The following is a 24,527-nucleotide window of genomic DNA, read 5'->3' on the forward strand; positions in this document are numbered from 1 at the left end:
TTAAATAACCTTATTTTATATCTTATTTTTTTTTAGTTTCTTTTATTTTTATTTTTTCGTCACTATATCTAATTCCTTTTCCTTTATATGGTTCAGGAGGACGATAAGATCTTATATTTGCTGCAACTTGTCCTAATAATTGTTTATCTAATCCTTTTAATATTATTTCATTTTGATTTAAACATTCTCCTACAATACTTTTAGGTAAAGTATAAGATATTAAATGTGAAAATCCTAATGATAAATCTAATTTATTATTTTTAATTGAAATTTTATAACCTACTCCAAATAATATTAATTTTTTTGTAAATCCCTTTGTTACTCCAATAATCATAGAATTAATAATAGAACGAGTAGTACCCGCTTGTGCCCATCCATTTTTACATTCAAATATTGGTTTAAATAATAATTGATTTTTTTCAAAAAATATTTTTACTTTTTTACTAAAAGTATTTTTTAATATTCCATTTTTACCTTCAACACTTATATTTTGTTTTTTTATAAAAATTTTTACATTACTAGGAATAATAATTAATTTTTTAGCTATTCTAGACATTATTGTATATACCTTTTTTTAGGATACATAACATATTATTTCACCACCTATTCCATAAAGACGTGCTGTATAATCAGTCATTATTCCTTTAGATGTAGATATAATAGCAATACCTAAACCTGCCATTACTTTAGGTAAAAAAATTTTTTTTTTATAAATTCTCAATCCTGGACGACTAACACAATGTATTTTTTCTATTACTCCTTTTCCTTTAAAATATTTTAAATTTATTTCTAATTTTAAATTTTTATTTTTTATTAAATTAAAATTTTTTATATATCCTTCAATTTTTAAAATATTTGCAATAGATTTTTTTATTTTTGAATATTGCATAATTATTTTAGATTTATGCGAAAATTGCCCATTACGAATGCGCGTTAACATATCTGCAATTGGTGATTGTATACTCATATTAATATTTTATCCTATATTATTTTATAATAAATTACCAACTAGCTTTCTTTAATCCAGGAATATCTCCCCTCATTGCTGCTTCTCTAAATTTAATTCTACTTAAACCAAATTTTCTTAAAAAAGCATGTGGTCTACCAGTTAATTTACATCTGTTTCTTTGTCTAGAAATACTAGAATCTCGCGGTAAAGATTGTAATTTGAAAACAGCATCCCAACGAGACTTGTCTGATGTATTAATGTTAGAAATAATTTTTTTTAATTTTTTTCTTTTTAAAAAAAATTTCTTTCCTAATTTAATACGTTTTAATTCACGTACTTTAACTGATTCTTTAGTCATTTTATTTACCTTATTTATGTACGAAATGGAAAGTTAAATTCTTTAAATAAAGCATAACTTTCTTGAATTGATATTTTATTAGTTGTTATTGCAATATCTAAACCCCGAATATGATCTATTTTATCAAAATTAATTTCTGGAAAAATTATTTGTTCTTTTACACCTATATTATAATTACCATTCTTATCAAAAGATTTTTTAGATAAACCTCTAAAATCTCTAATTCTTGGGATTACTATCCATAATAAACGTTCAAAAAAATTCCACATTCTTTTTTTTCTTAAAGTTACTTTACATCCAATAGGATATCCTTTTCTTATTTTAAAACCAGATATGGATTTATGTGACTTAGTTATTATAGGTTTTTGTCCACTAATAACTGTTAGATCATTAATAGCATTATCTAAATGTTTTTTATCTAAAATAACTTTACCTACTCCCATATTTAAAGTAATTTTTTTTATACAAGGAACCTGCATAATAGAATTATATTTAAAATCTAATATTAATTTTTTTACTATTTTATTTTTATAATAATTATATAATTTTGACATATAATAACAATCTCTGATTTATTCAATATATTTATTATTTGATTTAAAAATTCTTTTTTTTACTCCTTGAGTATATCGAATACCAATTCGATCAGCTTTTTCTGTTTCTTTATTAAAAATAGCAATATTAGAAATATGAATAGCTGCTTCTTTTTCGATAATTCCTCCTGTATGTGATCTTGTTGGATTAGGTTTACTATGTTTTTTAATGATATTAATACCTTCTACTATTACTAATTTTTTTTTTATAAAAGATTTTATTTTTCCTTTTTTACCTTTATCTTTTCCTGTTAATATAATTACTAAATCATTATAACGTAATTTACGTATCATAAACTTATATCTCTTTATTTAAATTACTTCGGGAGCTAATGAAATAATTTTCATAAATTTTTCATTTCTTAACTCTCTAGTAATAGGACCAAAAATTCTTGTTCCAATTAATTGTTCATTACTATCATTTAGTAAAACACATGAATTATTATCAAAACGAATTAAAGAACCATCAATACGTCGTATACCTTTTTTAGTTCTTACTATTACTGCTTTTAATACATCTCCTTTTTTTACTTTTCCTCTAGGAATAGCATCTTTTATAGTAATTTTAATTATATCACCAATATTTGCATAACGACGACGAGTTCCTCCTAATACTTTAATACACATTACACTACGAGCTCCGGAATTATCTGCAACATTTAATATTGTATGTTCTTGTATCATAATGATTATCTTTATATATAAATTGATATAATAGTGAAAATAATTTTATTTATAAAATTATTATTACATAAATTTTATTATTTATTATTAATTAATTAAAGGATTATATGATTAAATTATTGATTTTTTTATGATGTTAACTAAAATCCAAGATTTAGTTTTTGATAATGGACGACATTCTTTAATTTCAACAATATCTCCAATATTACATATATTTTTTTCATCATGTACATGTAATTTTGTAGTACGATTAATAAATTTACCATAAATTGGATGTTTTATTAATCTTGTAATATTTACTACAACTGATTTTTGCATTTTATTACTTTTGACCTTTCCTTTTAAAGTTTTTATTTTTTTTTTCATAATATTATTATAACCTTTTCATTTTTCTTTGTAATAAAACTGTCTTTATTCTTGCGATATTTTTTCTTGATTTTTTTAATAAATGATTTTGTTTTAAATTTCCTGAATTTAATTGTATTTTTAAATTAAATTGTTCTCTTGCTAAACTTAATAATTCATTTTTTAATTCTTTATTATTTTTTTTTAAAATTTCATTCATTTTCATATATTTTTTATTTCTTTAAAAAAATTGTTTGAACAGGTAATTTTGCAGAACCTAACTTAAATGCTTTACGAGCTATAATTTCTGATACTCCATCAATTTCATATAACATTCTACCAGGTTGAACTAAAGCTACCCAATATTCTACGTTTCCCTTTCCTTTACCCATTCTAACTTCTAGAGGTTTTTCTGTTATAGGTTTATCTGGGAAAATTCTTATCCATATTTTACCTTGTCTTTTAATTGCATGACTTATAGCTCTTCTTGCTGATTCAATTTGTTTTGAAGTAATTCTTCCTCTATTTATTGCTTTTAATCCATAAGTTCCAAAATTAATATTCATTCCTATAATAATACCTCTATTTCTTCCTTTTTGCATTTTTCTATATTTAGTACGTTTTGGTTGTAACATTATATAAAAACCTCTTTTTACTTACGTCTTTTTTTATGTTGCATCCTATAAGAATTTATAATAGGTTTTGTAAAAATTGATGTTTCTTTTAAAGAATTTTTTAATATTTCTCCTCTAAAAATCCAAACTTTAACACCTATTATTCCATAAGTAGTATTTGCTTCTGATATACTAAAATCTATATCTGCTCTTAAAGTATGTAAAGGAACTCTTCCTTCTCTATACCATTCTGTTCTTGCAATTTCAGTACCTCCTAAACGGCCACTAACTTCTACTTTAACTCCTTTAGCTCCTAATCTCATTGCATTTTGTACTGCTCTTTTCATTGCTCTTCTAAACATTACTCTTTTTTCTAATTGTGAAGATATAATATTAGCAATTAATTTAGCTTCTAATTCAGGTTTTCTTATTTCTGTTATATTAATTTGTGCTGGTACTCCTGTAATTTTAGATACAATTTTTCTAAGTTTTTCAACATCTTCTCCTTTTTTACCAATAACTATACCAGGACGTGCTGTATAAATATTAATTCTAATACTTTTAGATGGTCTTTCTATTATAATTTTTGATACAGAAGCTTTTATTAATTTTTTATTTAAAAATTGTCTAACTTTAAAATCACTATATAAATAATTAGCATAATCTTTTGTATTCGCAAACCAAATAGAATTCCATATTTTTACAATACCTAATCTTAATCCATTCGGATGTGTTTTTTGACCCATTAATATTTTCTCCGATTATATATTATCAGATAATATAATAGTAATATGACTTGTGTATTTTAAAATTCGATCTGAACGTCCTTTTGCACGTGGCATAATACGTTTCATATTAGTTCCTAAATCTATAAATATTTTTAACACAATTAAATTATCAATATCTAAACCATAATTATGTTCAGCATTGGCTATAGCTGAATCTAATACTTTTTTAATTAAAAAAGCAGATTTTTTATTAGAAAAATTTAAAATATCTAAAGCTTTAGATATTTTTTCTCCTCTAATTAAATTAGCTATTAATCTTAATTTTTGTGCAGAAGAATGTGCATATTTATGTTTTGCTAAAATTTCCATTTTTCTCCTTAATAAAGTAAATATTTATTTGTAATTAATACTTACTTTTTTAAATTTTTTTTTATTTTTTTATCAGCAGTATGCCCTCTGTATGTACGTGTTGGTGAAAATTCACCTAATTTATGACCAACCATTTCGTCAGAAATATATACTGGAATATGTTGTCTACCGTTATGTACAGCAATAATTAGTCCTATCATATTTGGAAATATAGTAGAACGTCTAGACCAAGTACGTAATGGTTTTTTATCTTTATTTTTTATTGCTTTTTCAACTTTTTTTAATAAATGTTGATCAATAAAAGGACCTTTTTTTAAAGAACGAGGCATATGGTTATCCTTTATTTATTACGATGTTTAATAATATATTTATCTGTTCTTTTATTTTTTCTTGTTTTTTTACCTTTAGTTTGTACTCCCCATGGAGTTACAGGATGTTTTCCAAAATTTTTACCTTCTCCCCCACCATGTGGATGGTCTATTGGATTCATTGCTGTTCCTCTAACAGTAGGTCTAATTCCTTTCCAACGTTTTGCCCCTGCTTTACCAAAAGATTTTAACATATGTTCATTATTCCCAATTTCACCTAATGTAGCACGACAATCAGATTTTATCTTACGAATTTCTCCTGATTTTAATCTTAAAGTTATATATAATTTTTCTTTAGCTATTAATTGTACATATGTTCCAGCTGATCTAGCTATTTGACCACCTTTTCCTGGTTTCATTTCAACATTATGTAAAATAGAACCTATTGGAATATTACACATAGGTAATGTATTACCAATTTTTATACTAACATTTTTACCTGATTTAATAATATCTCCAATTTTTAAATTTTTTGGAGATAAAATATAATTTCTTACTCCATCTTTATATTTAATTAATGCAATATTAGCTGAACGATTAGGATCATATTCAATACGTTCAACTATAGCAGAAATATTATCTTTATTTCTTTTAAAATCTATAATACGATATAATTTTTTATGTCCTCCTCCAATATGACGAGTTGTTATACGACCATAATTATTTCTACCTCCTGATCGGTTTTTTTTTTCTATTTGAGAAGATAAAGGTTTTCCTTTATATAAATATTTATTAACAATTTTAATCATATGACGTCTTCCAGGAGAAGTAGGTTTATATTTTTTAATTATCATATTATTAATTTTATCCTTATAAATTTTGATTTATATTAAAATCAATATTTTGATTTTTTTCTAAAAAAATATATGCTTTTTTCCAACTATTACGTTGATAAGTATATTTTTTGTTTTTTTTAAATTTACCTTTTACAAGTAAAGTATTAACATTTTTAATATTAATATTAAAAATTTTTTTTATTGCTCTTTTGATATCTATTTTTGTTGCTTTTTTAGAAACTTTTATAGTTAAAACATTATTTTTTTCGGAAATAAAAGAAGATTTTTCGGAAAAATGTGGACCTTTTATAATTTTGAAATCATGTTCTTTTAAAATCATGATAATATCTCTTCTATATGTTTAATAGCATTAATAGTTATTATTATTTTATTTGCATTTATTAAATAAAGAGGATTTATATTAATAGAATTTTTTATTTTTACATTATATAAATTACGAGATGCTAAAAATAAATTTTTATCAATAAACGTTGTAATAATCATTATTTTATTTGATAAATATTTTTTTAATTTTTGAATTAATATTTTAGTTTTAGGTTTTTTTATTATAAGTTCTTTTATTAAAATTAATCTTTTTTTTCTAATTAATTCTGAAAAAATACTTTTTAATGCACCACGAAACATTTTTTTATTAATTTTTTTATTGTATATTTTATTTTTTGACGCAAAAGTTACTCCACCTGAACGCCAAATTGGACTTTTTATAGAACCTGCTCTAGCTTTTCCTGTTCCTTTTTGTTTCCATGGTTTTTTACCAGATCCTATTACTTCTCCTCTTGTTTTTTGAGCTTTTGTTCCTTGTCTCCCTATTGTTCTATAAGATTCTATTACTTGATGTATTAATGACTTGTTATAATTTCTATTAAAAATTTTATCTGAAACTATAACTATATCTTTTGTATCTTTTGTTATAATTTCCATTATATTACCCAACTAACATATTTATAATATTATTAATTAAATTTTAATTGCTGGTTTAACAATTACATTACTCCCCGTATATCCAGGTACAGCACCTTTTATTAATAACAAATTTTTTAAAAGATCTATTTTAATAATATATAAATTTTGAACAGTAATTTTTTTATTACCTAATTGTCCAGCCATTTTTTTTCCTTTAAATACTTTTCCAGGAGTTTGGTTTTGACCAATAGATCCAGGAACTCTATGTGATAAAGAATTACCATGACTAGAATCTTGTGTTTTAAAATTCCATCTTTTTACAGTACCTGAAAAACCTTTTCCTTTTGATATTCCAGTAATATCAACTTTAATTATTTTTTTAAAAATATTAATATTTAATTTTTGTCCTACATAAAAATTATTTTTATAATTATTAGAAAGACGATATTCCCATAAAATATATCCTGCTTTAGTTTTAGCTTTTGCAAAATGTCCTATTTCAGATTTATTAATTCTACTAGTTTTTTTAAAACCTGTCGTCATTTGTATTGCATTATAACCATTATTTAAAATATTTTTAATTTGTGTAATACGAATAGTTTCAAATTGTATAACAGTTATTGGAATAGATATTCCGGTTTCAGTAAAAATTCTAGTCATACCCATTTTCTTTCCAACTAATCCAATCATTATTATATATACTCCACATTATTGTTAATAATGTTTAAAAATTGTGATAGATTTTGTTAACCTAAACTAATTTGAACATCAACTCCAGCTGCTAAATCTAAACGCATTAATGCATCTACAGTTTTTTCTGTGGGTTCTATAATATCAACTAAACGTTTATGAGTACGAATTTCATATTGATCTCTTGCATCTTTATTTACATGAGGTGAAATCAATATTGTAAATTTTTCTTTGCGAGTAGGCAAAGGTATAGGACCACGAACTTGAGCACCAGTACGTTTAGCAGTTTCAACGATTTCCGCTGTTGATTGATCAATTAAACGATGATCAAAAGCTTTAAGACGAATACGGATTCTTTGGTTCTGCATTAGACCAGAGCCTCCCATTTTTAAAATTAAAATGACCCTCTATAAATTTAAAATAATATTGAGAGCACCTATTTGATTATATTAAAAATAATAATCATATTATTATGACTTATAAAGTGTTAATAAAGCAATATATTTTCATTTATAAAATTAAAAAAACTATATAATAGTAATTATTATTACTTATAATAAAATATTATTTTAATTAAAATTATTTTAAATAAGAAAACATATAATATGGAAAAAAATTGTAATAATATAACATTATTGGCATTTGATTATGGAACTAAAAATATAGGAGTTGCTGTTGGACAAAGTATTATACGTATAGCACATACATTAAAAGTTATTAAAAATAAAAAATCTGGTATTATTAATTGGATTATATTAAATGATTTAATAAATGAGTGGCAGCCTAAAAAAATTATAGTAGGATTACCATTACAAATGGATGGTAGTCAACAATATACTACTGTATTAACTAAAAAATTTGCTTATTATATAAAAAAAAAATTTAATATAAATGTGGAATTACATGATGAAAGATTAAGTACTGTTGAAGCTAAATATATTTTATTTAAATATGGAGGATGGAAAAAACTAAAAAAAAAAAACATTAATTCTTTATCTGCATCAATTATTTTACAAAGTTGGTTTGAAAAAAATAAATAAAATTTTTTCTTAAATTAAAGATTTAATATAAAAATTTCTATATTAAATATTTTTTAAATAATTAAGGAACTTATGATAATAACAATATTTTTATGTAAAATTTTAATAGAAATAATAATATTAATTTTTTTATTACAATCATGGATTTTTTTTACTATAAAAAATAATTGTAATTCTTTTACAAAATTTATTATTTTATTAACAGAAATATTTTTAATATGTATTAAAAATATTATTCCTAATATAAAAAAAAATAAATTTTTACCTTTATTAATATTAATATTTTTAATATTTATTAAATATCCAATACTAGTATTTTTACAAAATGGAAATTTATTTCATCATAATTTAATTTTTTATATATTTATTAGTATTGTAATTTTATTAAAATCTTTTGGATATTTATTTTTTTGGATAATAAATGTATATTTAATTACTAATTTTATAAATATTAAATATAATAATTTTAATTATATTTTAGCAAAATTAGTAAATCAAATTTTAAATTTTGTAAAAAAAATTTTTCCACATATTCATAATATGAAATTATGTTTATTTATAATTAATTTAATTTTATATTTAATTAATAATTTATTAAAAAATTTTTTTCCTCAATTTTGGTTTTTAATATAATTAAATTATATGATTAATTTAAATCAGTATCCATATCCATACAGTTTATATATTCATATACCATGGTGTTTAAAAAAATGTCCTTATTGTGATTTTTATTCTTCTATTTTTATTAAAAAAAATAAAAAAATACATAAAAAATATATAAATAGTTTATTACTTGATTTAGAAAAAGATTTAGTTTTTATTAAAAATAATATTTATATTACAAGTATTTTTTTAGGAGGTGGAACTCCCAGTTTAATAGATTCAAAATTAATTTTTTTTCTGCTAAATCAAATAAGAAAAAAAGTTTATGTATCAAAATTTGTAGAAATTACTATTGAAATAAATCCATCTTCTATTTCTGAAAAAAAAATTATAAATTATATAAAAAGTGGAATTAATCGTTTTTCATTAGGTATACAAAGTTTTGATGATGAAAATTTAAAAATTTTAGGAAGATTACATACATCTAAGGATGCTATAAATGCAATTAATATTTTAATTAAAAATAAAATATCAAATTTTAACTTAGATATAATCTATGGCATACCTGGACAATCATTAAAAAGTGCTTGTAATGATTTATATAAAGCTATTTCATTTAAACCTAATCATATTTCATGGTATCAATTAACTATTGAAAAAAATACAATTTTTGAAAAATATAAACCTAAAAATTTTTTAGATGATAATTTATTATGGAAAATATTTATACAAGGTATAAAAATATTAAAAAAAAATAAATATTTTCAATATGAAATTTCTTCTTTTATTAAAAAAAAAATATATATGTGCAAACATAATTTAAATTATTGGTATTTTGGAAATTATTTAGGTATTGGTTGTGCAGCTCATAGTAAAATAAATGTTTTAAATAATCAAATTATTAGAATTATTAAAAACAAAAATATAAAACAATATATAAATGGATATTTTATAACACATAAAAAAAAAATTTTATTAAAAGATATAGTTTTTGAATTTTTTTTAAATCGTTTTCGTTTATATACAAAAATTAATAAAATAGAATTTCAAAAATTATTAAATATAAATAATAATATTACTTATTGTATTAAAAAAGCATTAAAATTAGGATATTTAAAAGAAAATAATAATTTTTTATTTGTAACAAATAAGGGACATTTATATTTAAATGATTTATTAGAAATTTTTCTTTAAAAGATAGATATTTTTTCATATTCTATATAATATATTATTTTTTTTTTTATTTTTGCTTTATTTAAAAATTTTGTATTTAGAAATAATGGATTAAAATTTTTATATATATTTTTATATTTATTAGATTTAAAAATAAAAAATTGATTTTTGTATTTAAAATTTTCAATGCAAGAAATAATATCAAGGTAATAATTTTTACAATCAGTAACGATATATAATAATCCATTATTTTCTAGTTTATTAAATAATATTTGAATAAAATTTATTTTTAATAACCTTCTTTTTTTATGTTTTAATTTTGGCCATGGATCAGGAAAATATAATTGAATTAATTTTATGGAATTATTAGGAATCATATATTTAAAAACAAAAAAAACATCACAATAAATTAATCTTAAATTTTTAATATTATTTTTTATGATATATTTAAGACAATTAATAATCCCTGGTAAATAAACTTCTACTGCAATAAAATTATATTGTACATTATTAATAGCTAAATTAATTATATTATTACCTATTCCAAAACCAATATCAAATATAATTGGTAATTTATTATGAAAATAATATTGAAAATTTATTATTTTATTTTGTTTTTTAATGTTAAAAAAATTAAAATATTTAGAGAAAAATATATTATTAAATTTTGTTAATTTTCTATAACGACAGACAAAACTTTTAATATTGTTCATATTATTTATACAAATACTATTTTAATTATAAAATATGTAAATTAATCAAATTTTAAATTATAGGACATATAAATGCCAAAAAAAATTTTTTGTGTTTATTTTCAAACAAAATTAGAAAAATTAAATCATAAAGTATATCCTGGAAACATAGGAAATATTATTTTTTATCATATATCTAAAAAAGCATGGTTTAAATGGTTGATTTATCAAACTAAAATAATTAATGAAAAAAAATTAAATATGATAAAAGAAAAAAATATTATTTTACTAGAAAAAGAAATGATTAAATTTCTTTTTTTAAATAAAAAATAAATTAATAAAAACCATAAAAATACTTATTATGGAGCTAAGCGGAATTGAACCGCTGACCCTCTGCGTGCAAAGCAGATGCTCTACCATCTGAGCTATAGCCCCTTTTTAATTTTTTATATTTTCTTAGAATTTAGGCTTGAGTGGGCTTGAACCACCGACCTCACCCTTATCAGGGGTGTGCTCTAACCATCTGAGCTACAAGCCTATCACATGAAAAAATATAATATGTAATTATCCATAACTAAAATTAAAAGTCAACTTAAATATTTTTTATATTTTATTAATATTAATTTTATTTTTTTACAATAAAATTTATAATAATAATTTTTAAAAAGGTAAATACTTAAATATTTTCTTATAAAAATCATATTTTTTTATATAATTTTACTTATTATAATATATTTTTTTATAAAAAAATTATTATACATAATAAAAATTATTTTTTAATATTAAATTTAAATATTTAAATAATAAAGTTATGAAAAAAGATTTAAACAAAAATCAATAGATATAATAATTAAAATATAAAAACTAAAATTACTAAATTATTTATAAAAAATATTCATAATTTCAAAAAAATTTAGGAAAATTACAAATTAATTATAATATAATTATTAAAAAATTAATTAAAAGTAAAATAAATATAATTTTTTAATCTAAAAATTTTAGAATTTTGATATTTATAGATTTAATAAATAAAAATTTTAAAAAAATACAAATAATATAATTTATAAAATAATTATTAATTATATTAATATATCACTAATAATATATAGTTTAAAAAAAAACAGTTATAATAATATTTATTAAATAAATTAAAATGTAAAAATTATTATTATTTTATCTATATATATATTCAAATTTATGCTATATTAATTTATAAAAAAATTATTTTTTTAATAAATTTAAATAAATACAATTTATATTTTATAAAAATTATTTATTTAAAATAAATCTGAATTAAAAAAATACTTAGAAAATATATTAGTAAAATTATTAAAATTATTTTTAATTAAAAATATAAAAAAAATTATTTAATTAATATTAATTTAATTTTAAAATAAATTATTAATAAAAACTAAATCTTTTTTTATTATTTAAATAAATTTATAAAAAATTAAAAAATTATAATAAATTTTCATTATTATCTAATTTTTTAAGAAAAAATTTTATTTTTCAAAAATAAAATTTTTTAAATTAAATTCTCAAATAAAAATAAATATATTTGATGTATTAAATTTAAATAAAAATAATTGTAATTATAATTTTGATAATTTAGAATGAAAATTATAATAGAAATGTTTCAGTATTATTTTTTAACATAAAATAGAATTTTAAAATTTAAAAATTTAAATAAAGAGTAAAAAATTATGTGTTTAATCTCTAGTATATCGCAATTAATAAATAATAAAAAAAAAATTAATAGTGAAATATTTATAGGAGGTTGGGTACGTAATAGAAGACATTCTAAAATAGGTATTACCTTTATCAATTTATATGATGGCTCTTGTTTAGAAGATATACAAATTATTGCTAATAATAAATTAAATAATTATAAAAATGAAATTTTATTTATTACTAGTGGATGTTCTTTAGAAATAACAGGAAAATTAAAAATTTCACCTAAAAAAATACAAAAATATGAAATACATGCTTTAAAAATAAAAATTACAGGATGGGTTAATAATCCAGAAAAATATCCAATTTCACCTAAAAAACATAGTTTAAAATATTTAAGAGAAGTATGTCATTTACGTTCTAGAACTACAATGATCAGTAGTGTTACTAGAATTAGACATAATATAGCATTATATATACATAATTTTTTAAATAAAAGAAATTTTTTTTGGATAAATACTCCTTTAATTACTACTTTAGATACTGAAGGTTCAGGAAAAATGTTTAAAGTATCTACTTTAGATTTTGTAAATTTAAAATATAAAAAAAATAAAAAAGATTTTTATAAAAAAGATTTTTTTGGCAAAGAATCATTTTTAACCGTTTCAGGACAATTAAATTTGGAAACATATGCTTGTTCTATGTCTAAAGTTTATACATTTGGTCCTACTTTTAGAGCAGAAAATTCAAATACTAAACGTCATTTAGCTGAATTTTGGATGTTAGAAATAGAAATAGCATTTACAAATTTAAAAAATATTATAAAATTTACAGAAAAAATTTTAAAAAATATTTGTAAATATATTTTACGTTATCATGAAAATGAAATCTCTTTTTTATCTAAAAAAACAGAAAATAATTTATTTACTAAAATTAATAAAATTTTATTAAATAAATTTATTATAATTAAATATACTAAAGTTATAGAAATTTTAAAAAATTGTAAAAAAAAATTTTCTAATCCCATAAAATGGGGAGAAGATCTTTTTATAGAACATGAAAAATATTTAACAAATAAATATTTTAATAATCCCGTAATAATATATAATTATCCTAAAAAAATTAAAGCTTTTTATATGTACTTAAATAATGATGGAAAAACTGTAGCATCTATGGATTTATTATTACCAGATATTGGAGAAGTTATTGGAGGTTCCCAAAGAGAAAATAGGATAGAAATATTTGATAAAAGATTAAAAGAATTTAAACTTAATCAAAATGATTATTGGTGGTATCGTGATTTAAGAAAATATGGGACAGTTCCTCACTCTGGATTTGGTTTAGGATTTGAAAGATTAATATCTTATATTACCGGTTTATATAACATTAGAGATGTTATACCATTTCCAAGAACTCCATATAATGCTAAATTTTAAAAACTTTTTATAAATATAAAAAATAATAAATTTTTAATTTATATCAATGAATAATAATTTTATTAATCAGGATAAAAAATATGAAATTTAATATATTTAAAATTTTAATACCTTTTATGCTATCAATAAGCGTTGTTAACGCTAGTGAAATTTATAATAATAATGGACAAAAAATAGATTTATATGAATTTTTGGAACTTAAAAACAGTATTTCTAAAAATAACGTTAAAGTTTCTGAAAAATATAGAGATACTACATCAAATGTCATTTTAGGTATTAAAGGAGTTACTCATATATTTGATGATATTTATGGTTATGCACAATTAGAATATAGTTTACCAATAAATGAATTCGAGACAAGTAAAAATATTCATCCATCAATTCATTTAGGATTTATAGGTATAAATTTTAATCATGGTAATAATTCTATAGATTATGGAAGAAATTATGGTATATTATATGACGTAACTTCTTATATGAAAAAAAATTCTTTTTTTGCAAAAAATTTTATGTATGATAAAAACGATTGTTTTATGTTTGGTAGAAATAATAATCTTTTAACATATAGAAATAGAAATTTTTTTGGATTAATTAAAGGATTAGATTTGGCTTTACAATATAAAAATTCTGATCAAAATTATGATGATGATGATAATAAAAATTATTTAGAAAATACTAGAAAAGGATGGGGTACTTCTATTAGTTATAAGATAGGAAATACAGGAGTAAGTATTTCAGGTGCTTATTTTAATTTTTTAAATATAATTAATCAAGATACAGAAATTTTTTCTAATACTGATAAAAATTTTAATAACAAAAATAAAAACATTAATGCTTATTCAATCGGAGCTAAATATGAAAAAAATAATATTTATTTAGCAGCAGTTCTTAGTAGTTCTTATAATGGATTAAAATATATGAATGATAATAATGAAAATTTATTTGCTGATAAAATCAAAAATTTAGAAATTATTGGACAATATAAATTTGATGATAATTTAAGCACTACTATATCATATACACAATCACAAGGATATAATATTCCTCCTGGAATTCATTATTATGGTGGTGACATAGATTTATCAAAATATATTTTAATTAATACAATTTATAAATTTAGTAAAAATCTTTCTGCTTATGTTGGTTATCGTATTAGTTTAATAAGTAATAGTAATGAATATATTAAAAGAAGTAAAATATTTAATGGAAATCTTTTAGGTATAGGTATAACTTATAATTTTTAATAATTAAAAAAAACAAAGATTTTAACTAACTATTTTTAATTTTAATTTTACAAAAAATAAATTTTAAATAGTTAGTTTTATTTTTTATATATAATATGATTATTAATAATTTCTTTAGAAATTGTTGTTTTTCTCCCATGTCCAGGTAAAATTATATTATTTATTCCTAGTGGAATTATATTTTTTTGAATAGAATTAATCAACATATTAAAATTACCTTTTGGTAGATCTGTTCTTCCTATGCTATTATTGAAAATAATATCTCCTGATATTAAAATATTATTTAGTTTATTAAAAAAAACAATATGGCCAGGACTATGACCGGGACAATGATATATTTTTAAAATAATTTTACCTATGTTTATAATTTGATTATTTTTTAACCATATATTATTTTTAAATATACATTTTGGTAATTGAAAAATTTTATTTTGTAATTTTATATTTTTTAACCAAAAAATATCTTTTTTATGTGGACCTAAAATAGGTATTTGATAAAAATTAGATAATATATCAGCTGCACCAATATGATCTAAATGACAATGAGTTATTAATATTTTTTTTATATTTAATTTATATAAACTTATAATTTTTATAATTTTTTGATATTCTCCACCTGGATCAATAATAGCTGCTTTTAATGTTTTTTTACACCATACTAAATAACAATTTTGTTTAAAATTTGTCACAGGTATAGATATATATTTCATATGAATTACTTTTTATATATTTTATATAAAAATATATTTTTAAATTTTTTAGAATTAATTAGTTTAAATTTCCATAAATAATAAAATTATTATTCACATTTTGCTGCTTTAAAAGCTTCTGTCATTGCGTTAGAAAAATTATTATTTTTAGTATTATTATTTTTTTTAATAATTTTATTTTCTAGTGTCTTCATATTAATAATAATATTCACTATTCTAGTTTTACGATCAATATTATTTATTTTACCTTCTATATTTTGTCCTACTTTAAGATATTTTAATATATTATCAATTTTATAATTTTTATATTCAGATAATTTAATATTACCTAATATACCGTTATTTAATTTTACTGTAATATTTTTATTAATATCTTTACTAGTAATAATACCTTTAATTTTATGGTTTTTTTGTTGTTTTTTTAAATAAAAATTTAAAGGATCTTCTATTAATTGTTTAATTCCTAAAGAAATTCTTTCTCTTTCTGGATCTACTTGTAAAACTATAGTTGTAATATTTTCACCTTTTTTATATTTATGTACCTCATCTTCACCATTATTTATCCATGATAAATCAGATAAATGAACTAAACCATCTATACCACCAATTAAACCTATAAAAATACCAAAATCTGTTATTGATTTTATTTTTCCTTCTACATGATCTCCTTTATTATAATTTTTTGAAAATTCTAACCATGGATTTAAAGTGCATTGTTTAATTCCTAAAGAAATCCTTCTTCTTTCTTCATCAATATCTAATACCATAACTTTTACTTTATCATTAACAGCTACTACTTTAGTAGGATGTATATTTTTATTTGTCCAATCCATTTCTGATATATGTACTAATCCTTCTACTCCTTCTATAATTTCAACAAAACAACCATAATCTGTTAAATTAGTAACACGTCCAACTAATGTACTATTTTCAGGATAACGTTTAGATATAGAAATCCAAGGATCTTCTCCTAATTGTTTTAATCCTAATGAAACACGAGTTTTTTCTTTATCAAATTTTAATATTTTTATTGAAATTTCCTCTCCAATACTGACAATTTCACTAGGATGTTTTACTCTTTTCCATGCCATATCTGTAATATGTAATAGTCCATCTACTCCTCCTAAATCTACAAAAGCTCCATAATCAGTAAGATTTTTAACTAAACCTTTTATTTCCATTCCTTCGTATATAGTATTAAGTAATTGATTTCTTTCAGCACTATTTTCTAATTCTATTACTGATTTTCTAGATACAACAACATTATTACGTTTTCGATCTAATTTTATAACTTTAAAATCTAGTTCTTTACCTTCTAAATGAGAAGTATCTCTAATAGGTCTAATATCTACTAAAGAACCTGGTAAAAATGCTCTAATACCATTTAGATCTACAGTAAAACCACCTTTTACTTTTCCGTTTATAATTCCTTTAATATTATTATTTTTTAAATTAGCTTTTTCTAATATTAACCAAGCTTCATGTCTCTTAGCTTTTTCTCTAGAAAGAATAGTTTCACCAAATCCGTCTTCTATGGAATCTAATGCTACATCAATTTTATCTCCTATTTTTATCTCAATCTCACCTTGAGAATTTTTAAATTGAGTAATAGGAATAAAAGATTCTGATTTTAATCCAGCATCAACTAAAACAACGTCTTTTTTAATAGAAATAACAGTACCAGTAATTATTGATCCTAAATTAATAACTTTATTTTTTAATGATTTTTCAAATAATTCAGTAAAACATTCACTCATATTAGTAACTTTTAAATATGTATTAAAAATATATACTTAAATCATATTTAGTATTATTTTTGAAAAAACTCATATAATCCTTATATGAGAATGAAATAAAATATATAAGTTAATTTAATTATATAAAATATAATTTATTTTAAAGTTAACATTAATAATATTTTTCTGCAACTACATATGTAAATTTTTTAAATATTTTTATTAATAAATATTTAAATTATTTTTTTTTATTATTTTTACTATTATAAAAACTTATTTTTTTAAATTCTTTAAAAAAATTAGGATATGTTTTATTTATACATTGAGGATTAATAATACTTACGGAATTATTTGAAAGTGCTAATAAAGAAAAACACATAGCAATACGATGATCATTATAAGTTTCAACAATAATTTTTTTTATTTTTTTAGGAGGAGTAATTATAATATAATCTTTACCTGTGATAATTTTTGCTCCTGTTTTTTTTAATTCATTAGACATTGCTTTTAAACGATCAGTTTCTTTTACACGCCAATTATATATATTTTTAATAATTGTAATTCCATTTGCAAATAAACTAGTAACAGCTATCGTCATAGCTACATCTGGAATATGATTCATATCCATATTTATGGATTTTAAAATATTTTTAGTACAACTAATATAATTTTTACCATAATGTATAGTAGCACCCATTTTTTTTAAAACATTCGTATATTTTATATCTCCTTGGATACTATTTTTAGTAATATTTTTTATTTTTACTGTACCTCCTTTAATAGCTGCTGCAGATAAAAAATATGATGCAGAAGATGCATCTCCTTCTATAAGATATTCTCCAGGAGAAATATAGTTTTGTTTTCCTAAAATTTTAAAATATTTATAATTATTATTTTGTACATTTACTCCAAAAATTTTCATTAATTTAATTGTTATATCAATATAAGGTTTTGATACTAAATTACTATTTATAATAATTGAAATATCTTTTTTTATTAAAGGACTAATTAGTAATAAAGAAGTTAAAAATTGACTTGATATAGAACCTTTTATTTGAATATTTTTAGTGTTTTTGAAACCTCCTTTTATCTGTATAGGAGGAAAATTCATATTTTTTAAATATTTTATAATAGCTCCACAATTTGTTAAAGTATCGACAAGATGTTTAATAGGTCTTTCTTGCATACGTGGATCACCAGTTAAAATAATATCACATTTTTTATTTAATGAAAGTAAAGCAGTTAAAGGTCTCATTACTGTACCAGCATTACCAAGATACAATTTTAATTTTTTTTGTGGATTAATAATTCCATTATTTCCTGTGATTATGCATGTTGTTTTATTATTTGATAAAAAAAATTTTATACCTAATAATTTTAACGCTTTTAACATGTAATTAACATCATCACTATTTAGTAAATTTATTAATTTAGTCTTACCTTTGGCTAAAGAAGATAATAATAATACTCTATTAGAAATACTTTTTGATCCAGGTAATATTATAGAACCTTGAATTTTTTCTATAGGTTTTAAAACCAGAATATTTTTCATAATATATTGTTTAAATTAAATTTAAAATAATCATAACATTTATGAATACATTTTTTCGAAATTATTCATAAAATTTATTAATTTTTCAACTCCTTCTATAGGCATAGCATTATATATTGATGCTCTAATACCTCCTATTATTTTATGTCCTTTAAGATAAATTAATCCAATATCTTGTGCTTTTTTTAAAAAAATATTTTCTTTTTTAGGATTTCTTAAATGAAAAACAACATTTGTTATAGATCTATTATGTTTATCTATTTTATTTATATAAAAACTACTATTATCTATAGTTGAATATAATAATTGTGCTTTTTTTTCATTTATTTTACTAATATATTTTACTCCACCTTTTTTTTTCAACCACTGTAATACTAATCCTGATAAATATAAAGAAAATGTAGGAGGAGTATTAAACATTGAATCATGTTGAGAAATAATTTGATAATCTAATACTGAAGGTAATTCTTTACGTTTTTTATTAATATTATCTATTATTAAATCTTTTTTTATAATAATAATAGTTAAACCTGCAGGACCTATATTTTTCTGAACACTAGCATATATCATTCCATAATTTTTAATATTTATTTTTTTTGTAAGTATAGATGATGATAAATCTGCTATAATAGTTTTATTTTTTAGTTTAGGTTCTTCATTTATTGCAATTCCTTCTATGGTTTCATTAGGACAATAATGAACATATTTTGTATTATTGTTTAAATTCCAATTTTTTATTTTTTCTACATAATAAATTCCATTTTTTTTTTTTACAGAATTAATTATATTAGGTTTACAGTATTTTTTTGCTTCTTTTATAGCTTGATTAGACCAATGACCAATATTAATATAATCAGCTGTTTCATTATAAGATAATAAATTCATAGGTATAGCTGAAAATTGTGTTCTAGCTCCTCCTTGACAGAATAATATTTCATATTCTAAAGGTATATTCATTAATTGACGTAAATTATTTTTTATATCCATCATTAATTTAATAAATTCATTATTACGATGACTAATTTCCATAACAGAAATATTTAAATTATTCCAATTTGTAAATTCATTTTGTGCTTTTTTTAATACTTCATAAGGTAATGTAGCGGGACCAGGACTAAAGTTAAATATTTTTTTCATTTTAAAATCCTATTTAATAATAATTTTTATAAATATATTATATTCTATATTTTTTTATATTTTTTCTTTAAATCATATGTATACATAGACATTATAATACCGAAATTAGTCATAACAACTACAAAAGATGTACCTCCATAACTCACTAATGGTAAAGGAATACCAACAATTGGTAATAAACCACTAACCATACTCATATTAATAAATACACATAAAAACAATACTAATATTATTCCACCAATTATCATTTTATTAAAAATATTTTTACAATTTAATGATAAATATATACCTCTTATTATTAATAACATATATAAAATAATGAAAAGTAATATTCCTATAAAACCAAATTCTTCAGCTAAAACAGAAAATATAAAATCAGTATGTTTTTCTGGTAAAAAATTTAATTGTGCTTGAGTTGCATTCTTCCAACCTTTACCTAATATTCCTCCCGAACCAATCGATATTTTAGATTGAAAAATATGATAACCTTTTCCTAATGCATCATAATTACTTTTTGTTAACATAAACATTCTTTCTCTTTGATAATCATGTAATAATAAAACCCATGTAAAAGGAATAGATATAATAAATATTATTATACTTTTTATTATAACTTTCCAATATAATCCTCCTAAAAATAACATAATAAGACCAGAAAAACTGATTAAAATAGCAGTACCTAAATCTGGTTCTTTTGCGACTAAAAGAGCAGGTATTAAAATTAGAATAATTGTTTCAAAAAATATTTTTATATTAATAGGATATTTATTTTTATTTAAAATTTGAGTAATAATTAAAGGAACCGATACTTTAGATATTTCAGAAGGTTGAAATTTAATAAAATTAATATTTAACCATCTTTTTGCACCTTTTGTTTTATAACCAAAAAAATTTACCATTATTAATAAAAAAATAGAAAATAAATAAAATATAAAAGAATATTTTTTATAGAGATTAGGAGGAATTTGTGAAGCTATTATCATAATTATAAAACCTATTAAAAACTGTACTAACTTATGTTTTATTAAATTATAATTATAAGTTTCTGATATACTCCATGTTATAAACAAACTTAATGCTGAAATTAATATAATTAATATTAATAAAATAATATCTATATGTAAAACAGAATTTATAAAATATTTTAAATTTTTTTTTTTCATAATAAATTATAATTATATAAATAATCTACATTTTAAATTAAAAATTTTTCTTTATGTTTAAAAATATAATCAAAAATTTTTCTTGCAATATAACCTATTGAAATACTATTATCACTATTTTCTATAATAATTGTAATAGCTATTTTAGGATTTTCGAAAGGAGCAAAAGCTATTATAAGTTTATGATCTCTTAATTTTTTTTTTATTTTTTTAATATTACATTTTTTTAAATTTTTTAAATTAAAAACTTGAGCTGTACCAGTTTTTGCAGCTATATGATAGTTTGCTGAAGAAAAATATTTATACATAGTACCTTTTTTTTTATTAGCTACATTATACATTCCTAATTTTACTATATTCCAATATTTTAAAGGTAAATTTATTATTTTTTTATCTTTTGGTTCCGAATAATAATAAAAAATATTATTTAGTTTTCTTTTTTGATAAATATGGGGAGTTTTACTAATACCATTATTTATTAAAATAATTAATGCATTATGTATTTGTATAGGTGTAGCATTCCAATAACTTTGTCCTATTCCAACTGAAATAGTATCTCCTAAATACCAAGGTATTTGTATATTATTAAATTTCCATTTTTTAGTAGGCATATTACCTAATTTTTCATTAAATAAATCAATATTTGTTAATTTACCATAACCAAATTTAGTCATCCATTTATGAATTTTATTAATACCTATATTATAGGATAATTGATAAAAAAAAGAATCAGATGATTCTTGTAAAGCTTTTGTAATATTTAAATAACCATGTCCATTTTTTTTCCAATCTTTATAAATTTGATTAATTTTAGGAATTTTCCACCATCCAGGATCAAATAAAATTGTATTCTCATCTATTAAATTTAAATCTAATGCAATTAAAGATACATAGGGTTTTACAGTAGAAGCAGGAGGATATATTCCTTGAATAACCCTATTAACTAATGGATGATTATTATTTTTTAGTAAAATATTTAAGTTTTGATTTTTAAAACTATTAATAAATAAATTAGGATCATAACTAGGTGTTGATACCATAGCTAAAATAGCACCATTTCTTGGATTACTAACAATAACAGCACCTTTGATATTAGCCATTAATGAATAAATATATTTTTGTAAAAAAAAATCAATTGTTAAAAAAATATCACTTCCTGTATATGCATTTTTTTTACAAATTTTATATTTATATTCACCTTTATTATTTGTAGCAATTTTTTGGTAACCTAAATTACCATATAATAAATTTTCATAATATTTTTCAATACCACTAACACCAGTTGGGTGATTTTTAATATATTTTTTTATAAGATTTATATTTTTAAAAAAAATTTCTTTTTTATCATTATATAATTTAATATAACCTACTACATGAGCAAATATATTACCATGAGGATAAAAACGCTTTTGATAAGATATTAAAGACATTTGAGGAAATCTATATTTATTTACTAAAAATTTTGATATTTGTACATCATTTAAATTATATTTTAATATAAATGGGGTATAATCATTATTTTTAATTTTTTTATTAAAAATATTAATAATATTATATTTATTATTTTTTAATTTTAATATTTTTTGTAGAATTATAAGATTTTGAAAAAAAATATTAGTTTTATCAGGTTTTATTTTTAAACGATAAAAAATTATATTTTTAGCTAAAACTATACCATTTCTATCATAAATTAATCCTCTATTAGGTCTTAAAAAAAAAAATTAGTATAATTTAATTCTGCTTGTAATTTATATTTTTTATAAGATTTAATTTGTAAATAATATAAATTATATATTAAAATAATTATTAATATTGAAAATATTTTTATCGAAAATTTTATTCTTTGTAAAAATATTTTTGATTTTATTTCGTTTTTTTTTAAAAAATTGTACTTAATATTCATTAGTAATTTATAATCCGTAATATTTTAGATATTTATAAAAATAAAAAAGCTAATCTTTCTAAATCAATCCAAAAATATTCCTCTATATAATTAGATATTATAAAACTTTTAATATTTATTTCAATTTTTAATAATAATTTAATTATTAAATATAATTTTTTATAATTAATTCTTTTTAATGATGTTTTAAAAAAAATTTTTTTTTTTATAGATATTATTTTATTTTTTTTAAAAATTATATCTAAAGAATATTTTTTTGAATTTCTATATAATTTTAAAAGTAAAAAAATGTTTTTTTGTAATTTATTTAAAATTAAAAATGGATTTTGTTGAATATGTTTCATATGTTTAATTATATTAATACTATTTTCTATATTTCCTACTAAAAGAGAATTAATTAAATTATTTTCTTTAATTAATATAAAATTATTTATATTATTATATATAATTGACAAAGGAGAAAAATTTTGGTTCTTCTTTTGTAAAGAAATATTTTTTATTATTTGATCTAATAAAATTAAATTATCAGAAAAATAATTTTGTAATAAATTATAAATATTTTTGTTTATGGTTAAATTTATTTTTTGAAAACAATAGTTAGTCCAATTAATAAATTCTATATTATTTAATTTATTACATTTTATAAATATAGAAAATTTATTATTTATAATATTTTTTATTATTTTTTCTATATATAAACTTATATTATTATGAATTTCTATAATTAATATATTATTTTTATCTGTTAAATTTATTAAAAATTTAATATTTTTAATAAATTTTAAGAATATATTTGTATTTAAAAAAATTAAATGTATAATTTGTTTTTCATAAAAAATATCAGTTATAGAAAATTTAGAAAAAATATAATCCCAAATAAAATTTTTATCTACAATAATAACATTATTTTTAATAAATTTTAATTTTAAAAATTTATTAAATAATGAATTTATATTTTTTTTAATAAAAAATAATTCATCTCCCGCTATAATATAGCAAAAAAAATTTTTATTATAAATTTTTTTATAAAAATAATTTAATAACATTGTATGTATTTTTATGAAAAATT

The 24,527-nt window shown here is 19.5% G+C and carries 30 protein-coding genes, 2 tRNA genes and 1 pseudogene; 6 read left to right on the forward strand and 27 right to left on the reverse strand.

The window, feature by feature from the left end:
* Positions 1–22 precede the first annotated feature (22 nt).
* The 17 genes from rplF to rpsJ form a co-directional block, all read right to left on the reverse strand.
* Positions 23–556 carry a 50S ribosomal protein L6 gene (gene rplF / locus GJT92_RS01290; protein WP_168919699.1) on the reverse strand — a complete coding sequence of 178 codons (534 nt, stop codon included), beginning with the start codon at positions 554–556 and terminating at the stop codon, positions 23–25.
* Between the two features lie 18 nt (positions 557–574).
* Positions 575–967 (reverse strand): 30S ribosomal protein S8, encoded by a 393-nt coding sequence (gene rpsH, locus GJT92_RS01295; RefSeq protein WP_168919700.1) that lies wholly within the window; start codon positions 965–967, stop codon positions 575–577.
* 34 nt (positions 968–1,001) lie between these two features.
* Entirely contained in the window at positions 1,002–1,307 is a 306-nt protein-coding gene (gene rpsN, locus GJT92_RS01300; RefSeq protein ID WP_168919701.1) for a 30S ribosomal protein S14, read from the reverse strand.
* Between the two features lie 14 nt (positions 1,308–1,321).
* Positions 1,322–1,861 carry a 50S ribosomal protein L5 gene (gene rplE, locus GJT92_RS01305; protein ID WP_168919702.1) on the reverse strand — a complete coding sequence of 180 codons (540 nt, stop codon included), beginning with the start codon at positions 1,859–1,861 and terminating at the stop codon, positions 1,322–1,324.
* Between the two features lie 18 nt (positions 1,862–1,879).
* On the reverse strand, positions 1,880–2,194 hold the full coding sequence (gene rplX, locus GJT92_RS01310; protein WP_168919703.1) for a 50S ribosomal protein L24: 315 nt from the start codon (positions 2,192–2,194) through the stop codon (positions 1,880–1,882).
* 18 nt (positions 2,195–2,212) lie between these two features.
* Positions 2,213–2,584, reverse strand: a complete 372-nt coding sequence (gene rplN / locus GJT92_RS01315) for a 50S ribosomal protein L14 (protein WP_168919704.1) — start codon at positions 2,582–2,584, stop codon at positions 2,213–2,215.
* 111 nt (positions 2,585–2,695) lie between these two features.
* Positions 2,696–2,950 carry a 30S ribosomal protein S17 gene (gene rpsQ / locus GJT92_RS01320; RefSeq protein ID WP_168919705.1) on the reverse strand — a complete coding sequence of 85 codons (255 nt, stop codon included), beginning with the start codon at positions 2,948–2,950 and terminating at the stop codon, positions 2,696–2,698.
* Between the two features lie 7 nt (positions 2,951–2,957).
* Positions 2,958–3,155: a 50S ribosomal protein L29 gene (rpmC, locus tag GJT92_RS01325; RefSeq protein WP_168919706.1), complete on the reverse strand. Its 198-nt coding sequence runs from the start codon at positions 3,153–3,155 to the stop codon at positions 2,958–2,960.
* A 7-nt stretch (positions 3,156–3,162) separates the two neighbouring features.
* Positions 3,163–3,564, reverse strand: a complete 402-nt coding sequence (gene rplP / locus GJT92_RS01330; RefSeq protein WP_168919707.1) for a 50S ribosomal protein L16 — start codon at positions 3,562–3,564, stop codon at positions 3,163–3,165.
* A gap of 17 nt (positions 3,565–3,581) precedes the next feature.
* Positions 3,582–4,289 (reverse strand): 30S ribosomal protein S3, encoded by a 708-nt coding sequence (gene rpsC, locus GJT92_RS01335; protein WP_168919708.1) that lies wholly within the window; start codon positions 4,287–4,289, stop codon positions 3,582–3,584.
* Between the two features lie 15 nt (positions 4,290–4,304).
* Positions 4,305–4,640, reverse strand: a complete 336-nt coding sequence (gene rplV / locus GJT92_RS01340) for a 50S ribosomal protein L22 (RefSeq protein ID WP_168919709.1) — start codon at positions 4,638–4,640, stop codon at positions 4,305–4,307.
* Between the two features lie 41 nt (positions 4,641–4,681).
* Positions 4,682–4,969, reverse strand: a complete 288-nt coding sequence (gene rpsS / locus GJT92_RS01345) for a 30S ribosomal protein S19 (protein ID WP_168919710.1) — start codon at positions 4,967–4,969, stop codon at positions 4,682–4,684.
* 11 nt (positions 4,970–4,980) lie between these two features.
* A complete protein-coding gene (gene rplB / locus GJT92_RS01350; protein ID WP_168919711.1) occupies positions 4,981–5,802 on the reverse strand; it encodes a 50S ribosomal protein L2 in 822 nt (273 codons plus the stop codon).
* Between the two features lie 16 nt (positions 5,803–5,818).
* Positions 5,819–6,124: a 50S ribosomal protein L23 gene (gene rplW / locus GJT92_RS01355; protein WP_168919712.1), complete on the reverse strand. Its 306-nt coding sequence runs from the start codon at positions 6,122–6,124 to the stop codon at positions 5,819–5,821.
* On the reverse strand, positions 6,121–6,726 hold the full coding sequence (gene rplD, locus GJT92_RS01360) for a 50S ribosomal protein L4 (protein WP_168919713.1): 606 nt from the start codon (positions 6,724–6,726) through the stop codon (positions 6,121–6,123). The genes rplW and rplD overlap by 4 nt, the downstream gene beginning before the upstream one ends.
* 36 nt (positions 6,727–6,762) lie before the next feature.
* Positions 6,763–7,398, reverse strand: a complete 636-nt coding sequence (gene rplC, locus GJT92_RS01365) for a 50S ribosomal protein L3 (protein ID WP_168919714.1) — start codon at positions 7,396–7,398, stop codon at positions 6,763–6,765.
* 56 nt (positions 7,399–7,454) lie between these two features.
* On the reverse strand, positions 7,455–7,766 hold the full coding sequence (gene rpsJ / locus GJT92_RS01370) for a 30S ribosomal protein S10 (protein WP_168868468.1): 312 nt from the start codon (positions 7,764–7,766) through the stop codon (positions 7,455–7,457).
* Positions 7,767–8,003: 237 nt separating this feature from the next.
* Here rpsJ and ruvX point away from each other — a divergent pair, with 237 nt between their 5' ends.
* The 3 genes from ruvX to hemW all read left to right on the forward strand — a co-directional run bounded on the left by ruvX (position 8,004) and on the right by hemW (position 10,235).
* On the forward strand, positions 8,004–8,438 hold the full coding sequence (gene ruvX / locus GJT92_RS01375) for a Holliday junction resolvase RuvX (protein ID WP_168919715.1): 435 nt from the start codon (positions 8,004–8,006) through the stop codon (positions 8,436–8,438).
* A gap of 72 nt (positions 8,439–8,510) precedes the next feature.
* Positions 8,511–9,071, forward strand: coding sequence for a hypothetical protein (locus GJT92_RS01380; RefSeq protein WP_168919716.1), 561 nt, complete (start codon positions 8,511–8,513; stop codon positions 9,069–9,071).
* A gap of 9 nt (positions 9,072–9,080) precedes the next feature.
* Positions 9,081–10,235, forward strand: coding sequence for a radical SAM family heme chaperone HemW (hemW, locus tag GJT92_RS01385; protein WP_168919717.1), 1,155 nt, complete (start codon positions 9,081–9,083; stop codon positions 10,233–10,235).
* On the opposite strand, the gene trmB is transcribed toward hemW, so the two are convergent.
* Positions 10,232–10,927 carry a tRNA (guanosine(46)-N7)-methyltransferase TrmB gene (trmB, locus tag GJT92_RS01390; RefSeq protein WP_168919718.1) on the reverse strand — a complete coding sequence of 232 codons (696 nt, stop codon included), beginning with the start codon at positions 10,925–10,927 and terminating at the stop codon, positions 10,232–10,234. The two genes, hemW and trmB, sit on opposite strands and share 4 nt — an antisense overlap.
* A gap of 72 nt (positions 10,928–10,999) precedes the next feature.
* Between trmB and GJT92_RS01395 the strand changes: the two genes are divergently transcribed.
* Entirely contained in the window at positions 11,000–11,239 is a 240-nt protein-coding gene (locus GJT92_RS01395; protein WP_168919719.1) for an oxidative damage protection protein, read from the forward strand.
* Positions 11,240–11,268: 29 nt separating this feature from the next.
* Here GJT92_RS01395 and GJT92_RS01400 read toward each other — a convergent pair.
* Both GJT92_RS01400 and GJT92_RS01405 read right to left on the reverse strand, forming a co-directional pair.
* A tRNA-Ala gene (locus GJT92_RS01400) sits at positions 11,269–11,341 on the reverse strand.
* 29 nt (positions 11,342–11,370) lie between these two features.
* A tRNA-Ile gene (locus tag GJT92_RS01405) sits at positions 11,371–11,444 on the reverse strand.
* 1,165 nt (positions 11,445–12,609) lie between these two features.
* Between GJT92_RS01405 and asnS the strand changes: the two genes are divergently transcribed.
* Positions 12,610–14,013 carry an asparagine--tRNA ligase gene (gene asnS, locus GJT92_RS01410; protein ID WP_168919720.1) on the forward strand — a complete coding sequence of 468 codons (1,404 nt, stop codon included), beginning with the start codon at positions 12,610–12,612 and terminating at the stop codon, positions 14,011–14,013.
* An 80-nt stretch (positions 14,014–14,093) separates the two neighbouring features.
* A complete protein-coding gene (locus GJT92_RS01415; RefSeq protein WP_168919721.1) occupies positions 14,094–15,257 on the forward strand; it encodes a porin in 1,164 nt (387 codons plus the stop codon).
* A 77-nt stretch (positions 15,258–15,334) separates the two neighbouring features.
* On the opposite strand, the gene GJT92_RS01420 is transcribed toward GJT92_RS01415, so the two are convergent.
* From GJT92_RS01420 to holA, 7 genes and pseudogenes are all read right to left on the reverse strand, one after another.
* Positions 15,335–15,967, reverse strand: a complete 633-nt coding sequence (locus GJT92_RS01420) for an MBL fold metallo-hydrolase (protein ID WP_168919722.1) — start codon at positions 15,965–15,967, stop codon at positions 15,335–15,337.
* A gap of 89 nt (positions 15,968–16,056) precedes the next feature.
* Positions 16,057–17,724, reverse strand: coding sequence for a 30S ribosomal protein S1 (rpsA, locus tag GJT92_RS01425; RefSeq protein WP_168919723.1), 1,668 nt, complete (start codon positions 17,722–17,724; stop codon positions 16,057–16,059).
* 217 nt (positions 17,725–17,941) lie between these two features.
* Positions 17,942–19,255, reverse strand: coding sequence for a 3-phosphoshikimate 1-carboxyvinyltransferase (aroA, locus tag GJT92_RS01430; protein ID WP_168919724.1), 1,314 nt, complete (start codon positions 19,253–19,255; stop codon positions 17,942–17,944).
* Between the two features lie 39 nt (positions 19,256–19,294).
* On the reverse strand, positions 19,295–20,392 hold the full coding sequence (serC, locus tag GJT92_RS01435; RefSeq protein ID WP_168919725.1) for a 3-phosphoserine/phosphohydroxythreonine transaminase: 1,098 nt from the start codon (positions 20,390–20,392) through the stop codon (positions 19,295–19,297).
* Between the two features lie 44 nt (positions 20,393–20,436).
* Positions 20,437–21,555, reverse strand: coding sequence for a rod shape-determining protein RodA (gene rodA, locus GJT92_RS01440; RefSeq protein WP_168919726.1), 1,119 nt, complete (start codon positions 21,553–21,555; stop codon positions 20,437–20,439).
* A gap of 32 nt (positions 21,556–21,587) precedes the next feature.
* Positions 21,588–23,255: pseudogene (gene mrdA / locus GJT92_RS01445) on the reverse strand (penicillin-binding protein 2); the annotation flags it as partial.
* Positions 23,256–23,490: 235 nt separating this feature from the next.
* Entirely contained in the window at positions 23,491–24,504 is a 1,014-nt protein-coding gene (gene holA, locus GJT92_RS01450) for a DNA polymerase III subunit delta (protein WP_168919727.1), read from the reverse strand.
* Between the last annotated feature and the right edge of the window lie 23 nt (positions 24,505–24,527).

This window comes from Enterobacteriaceae endosymbiont of Donacia clavipes, assembly GCF_012570365.1.
In the GTDB taxonomy this organism is placed as follows: domain Bacteria; phylum Pseudomonadota; class Gammaproteobacteria; order Enterobacterales; family Enterobacteriaceae.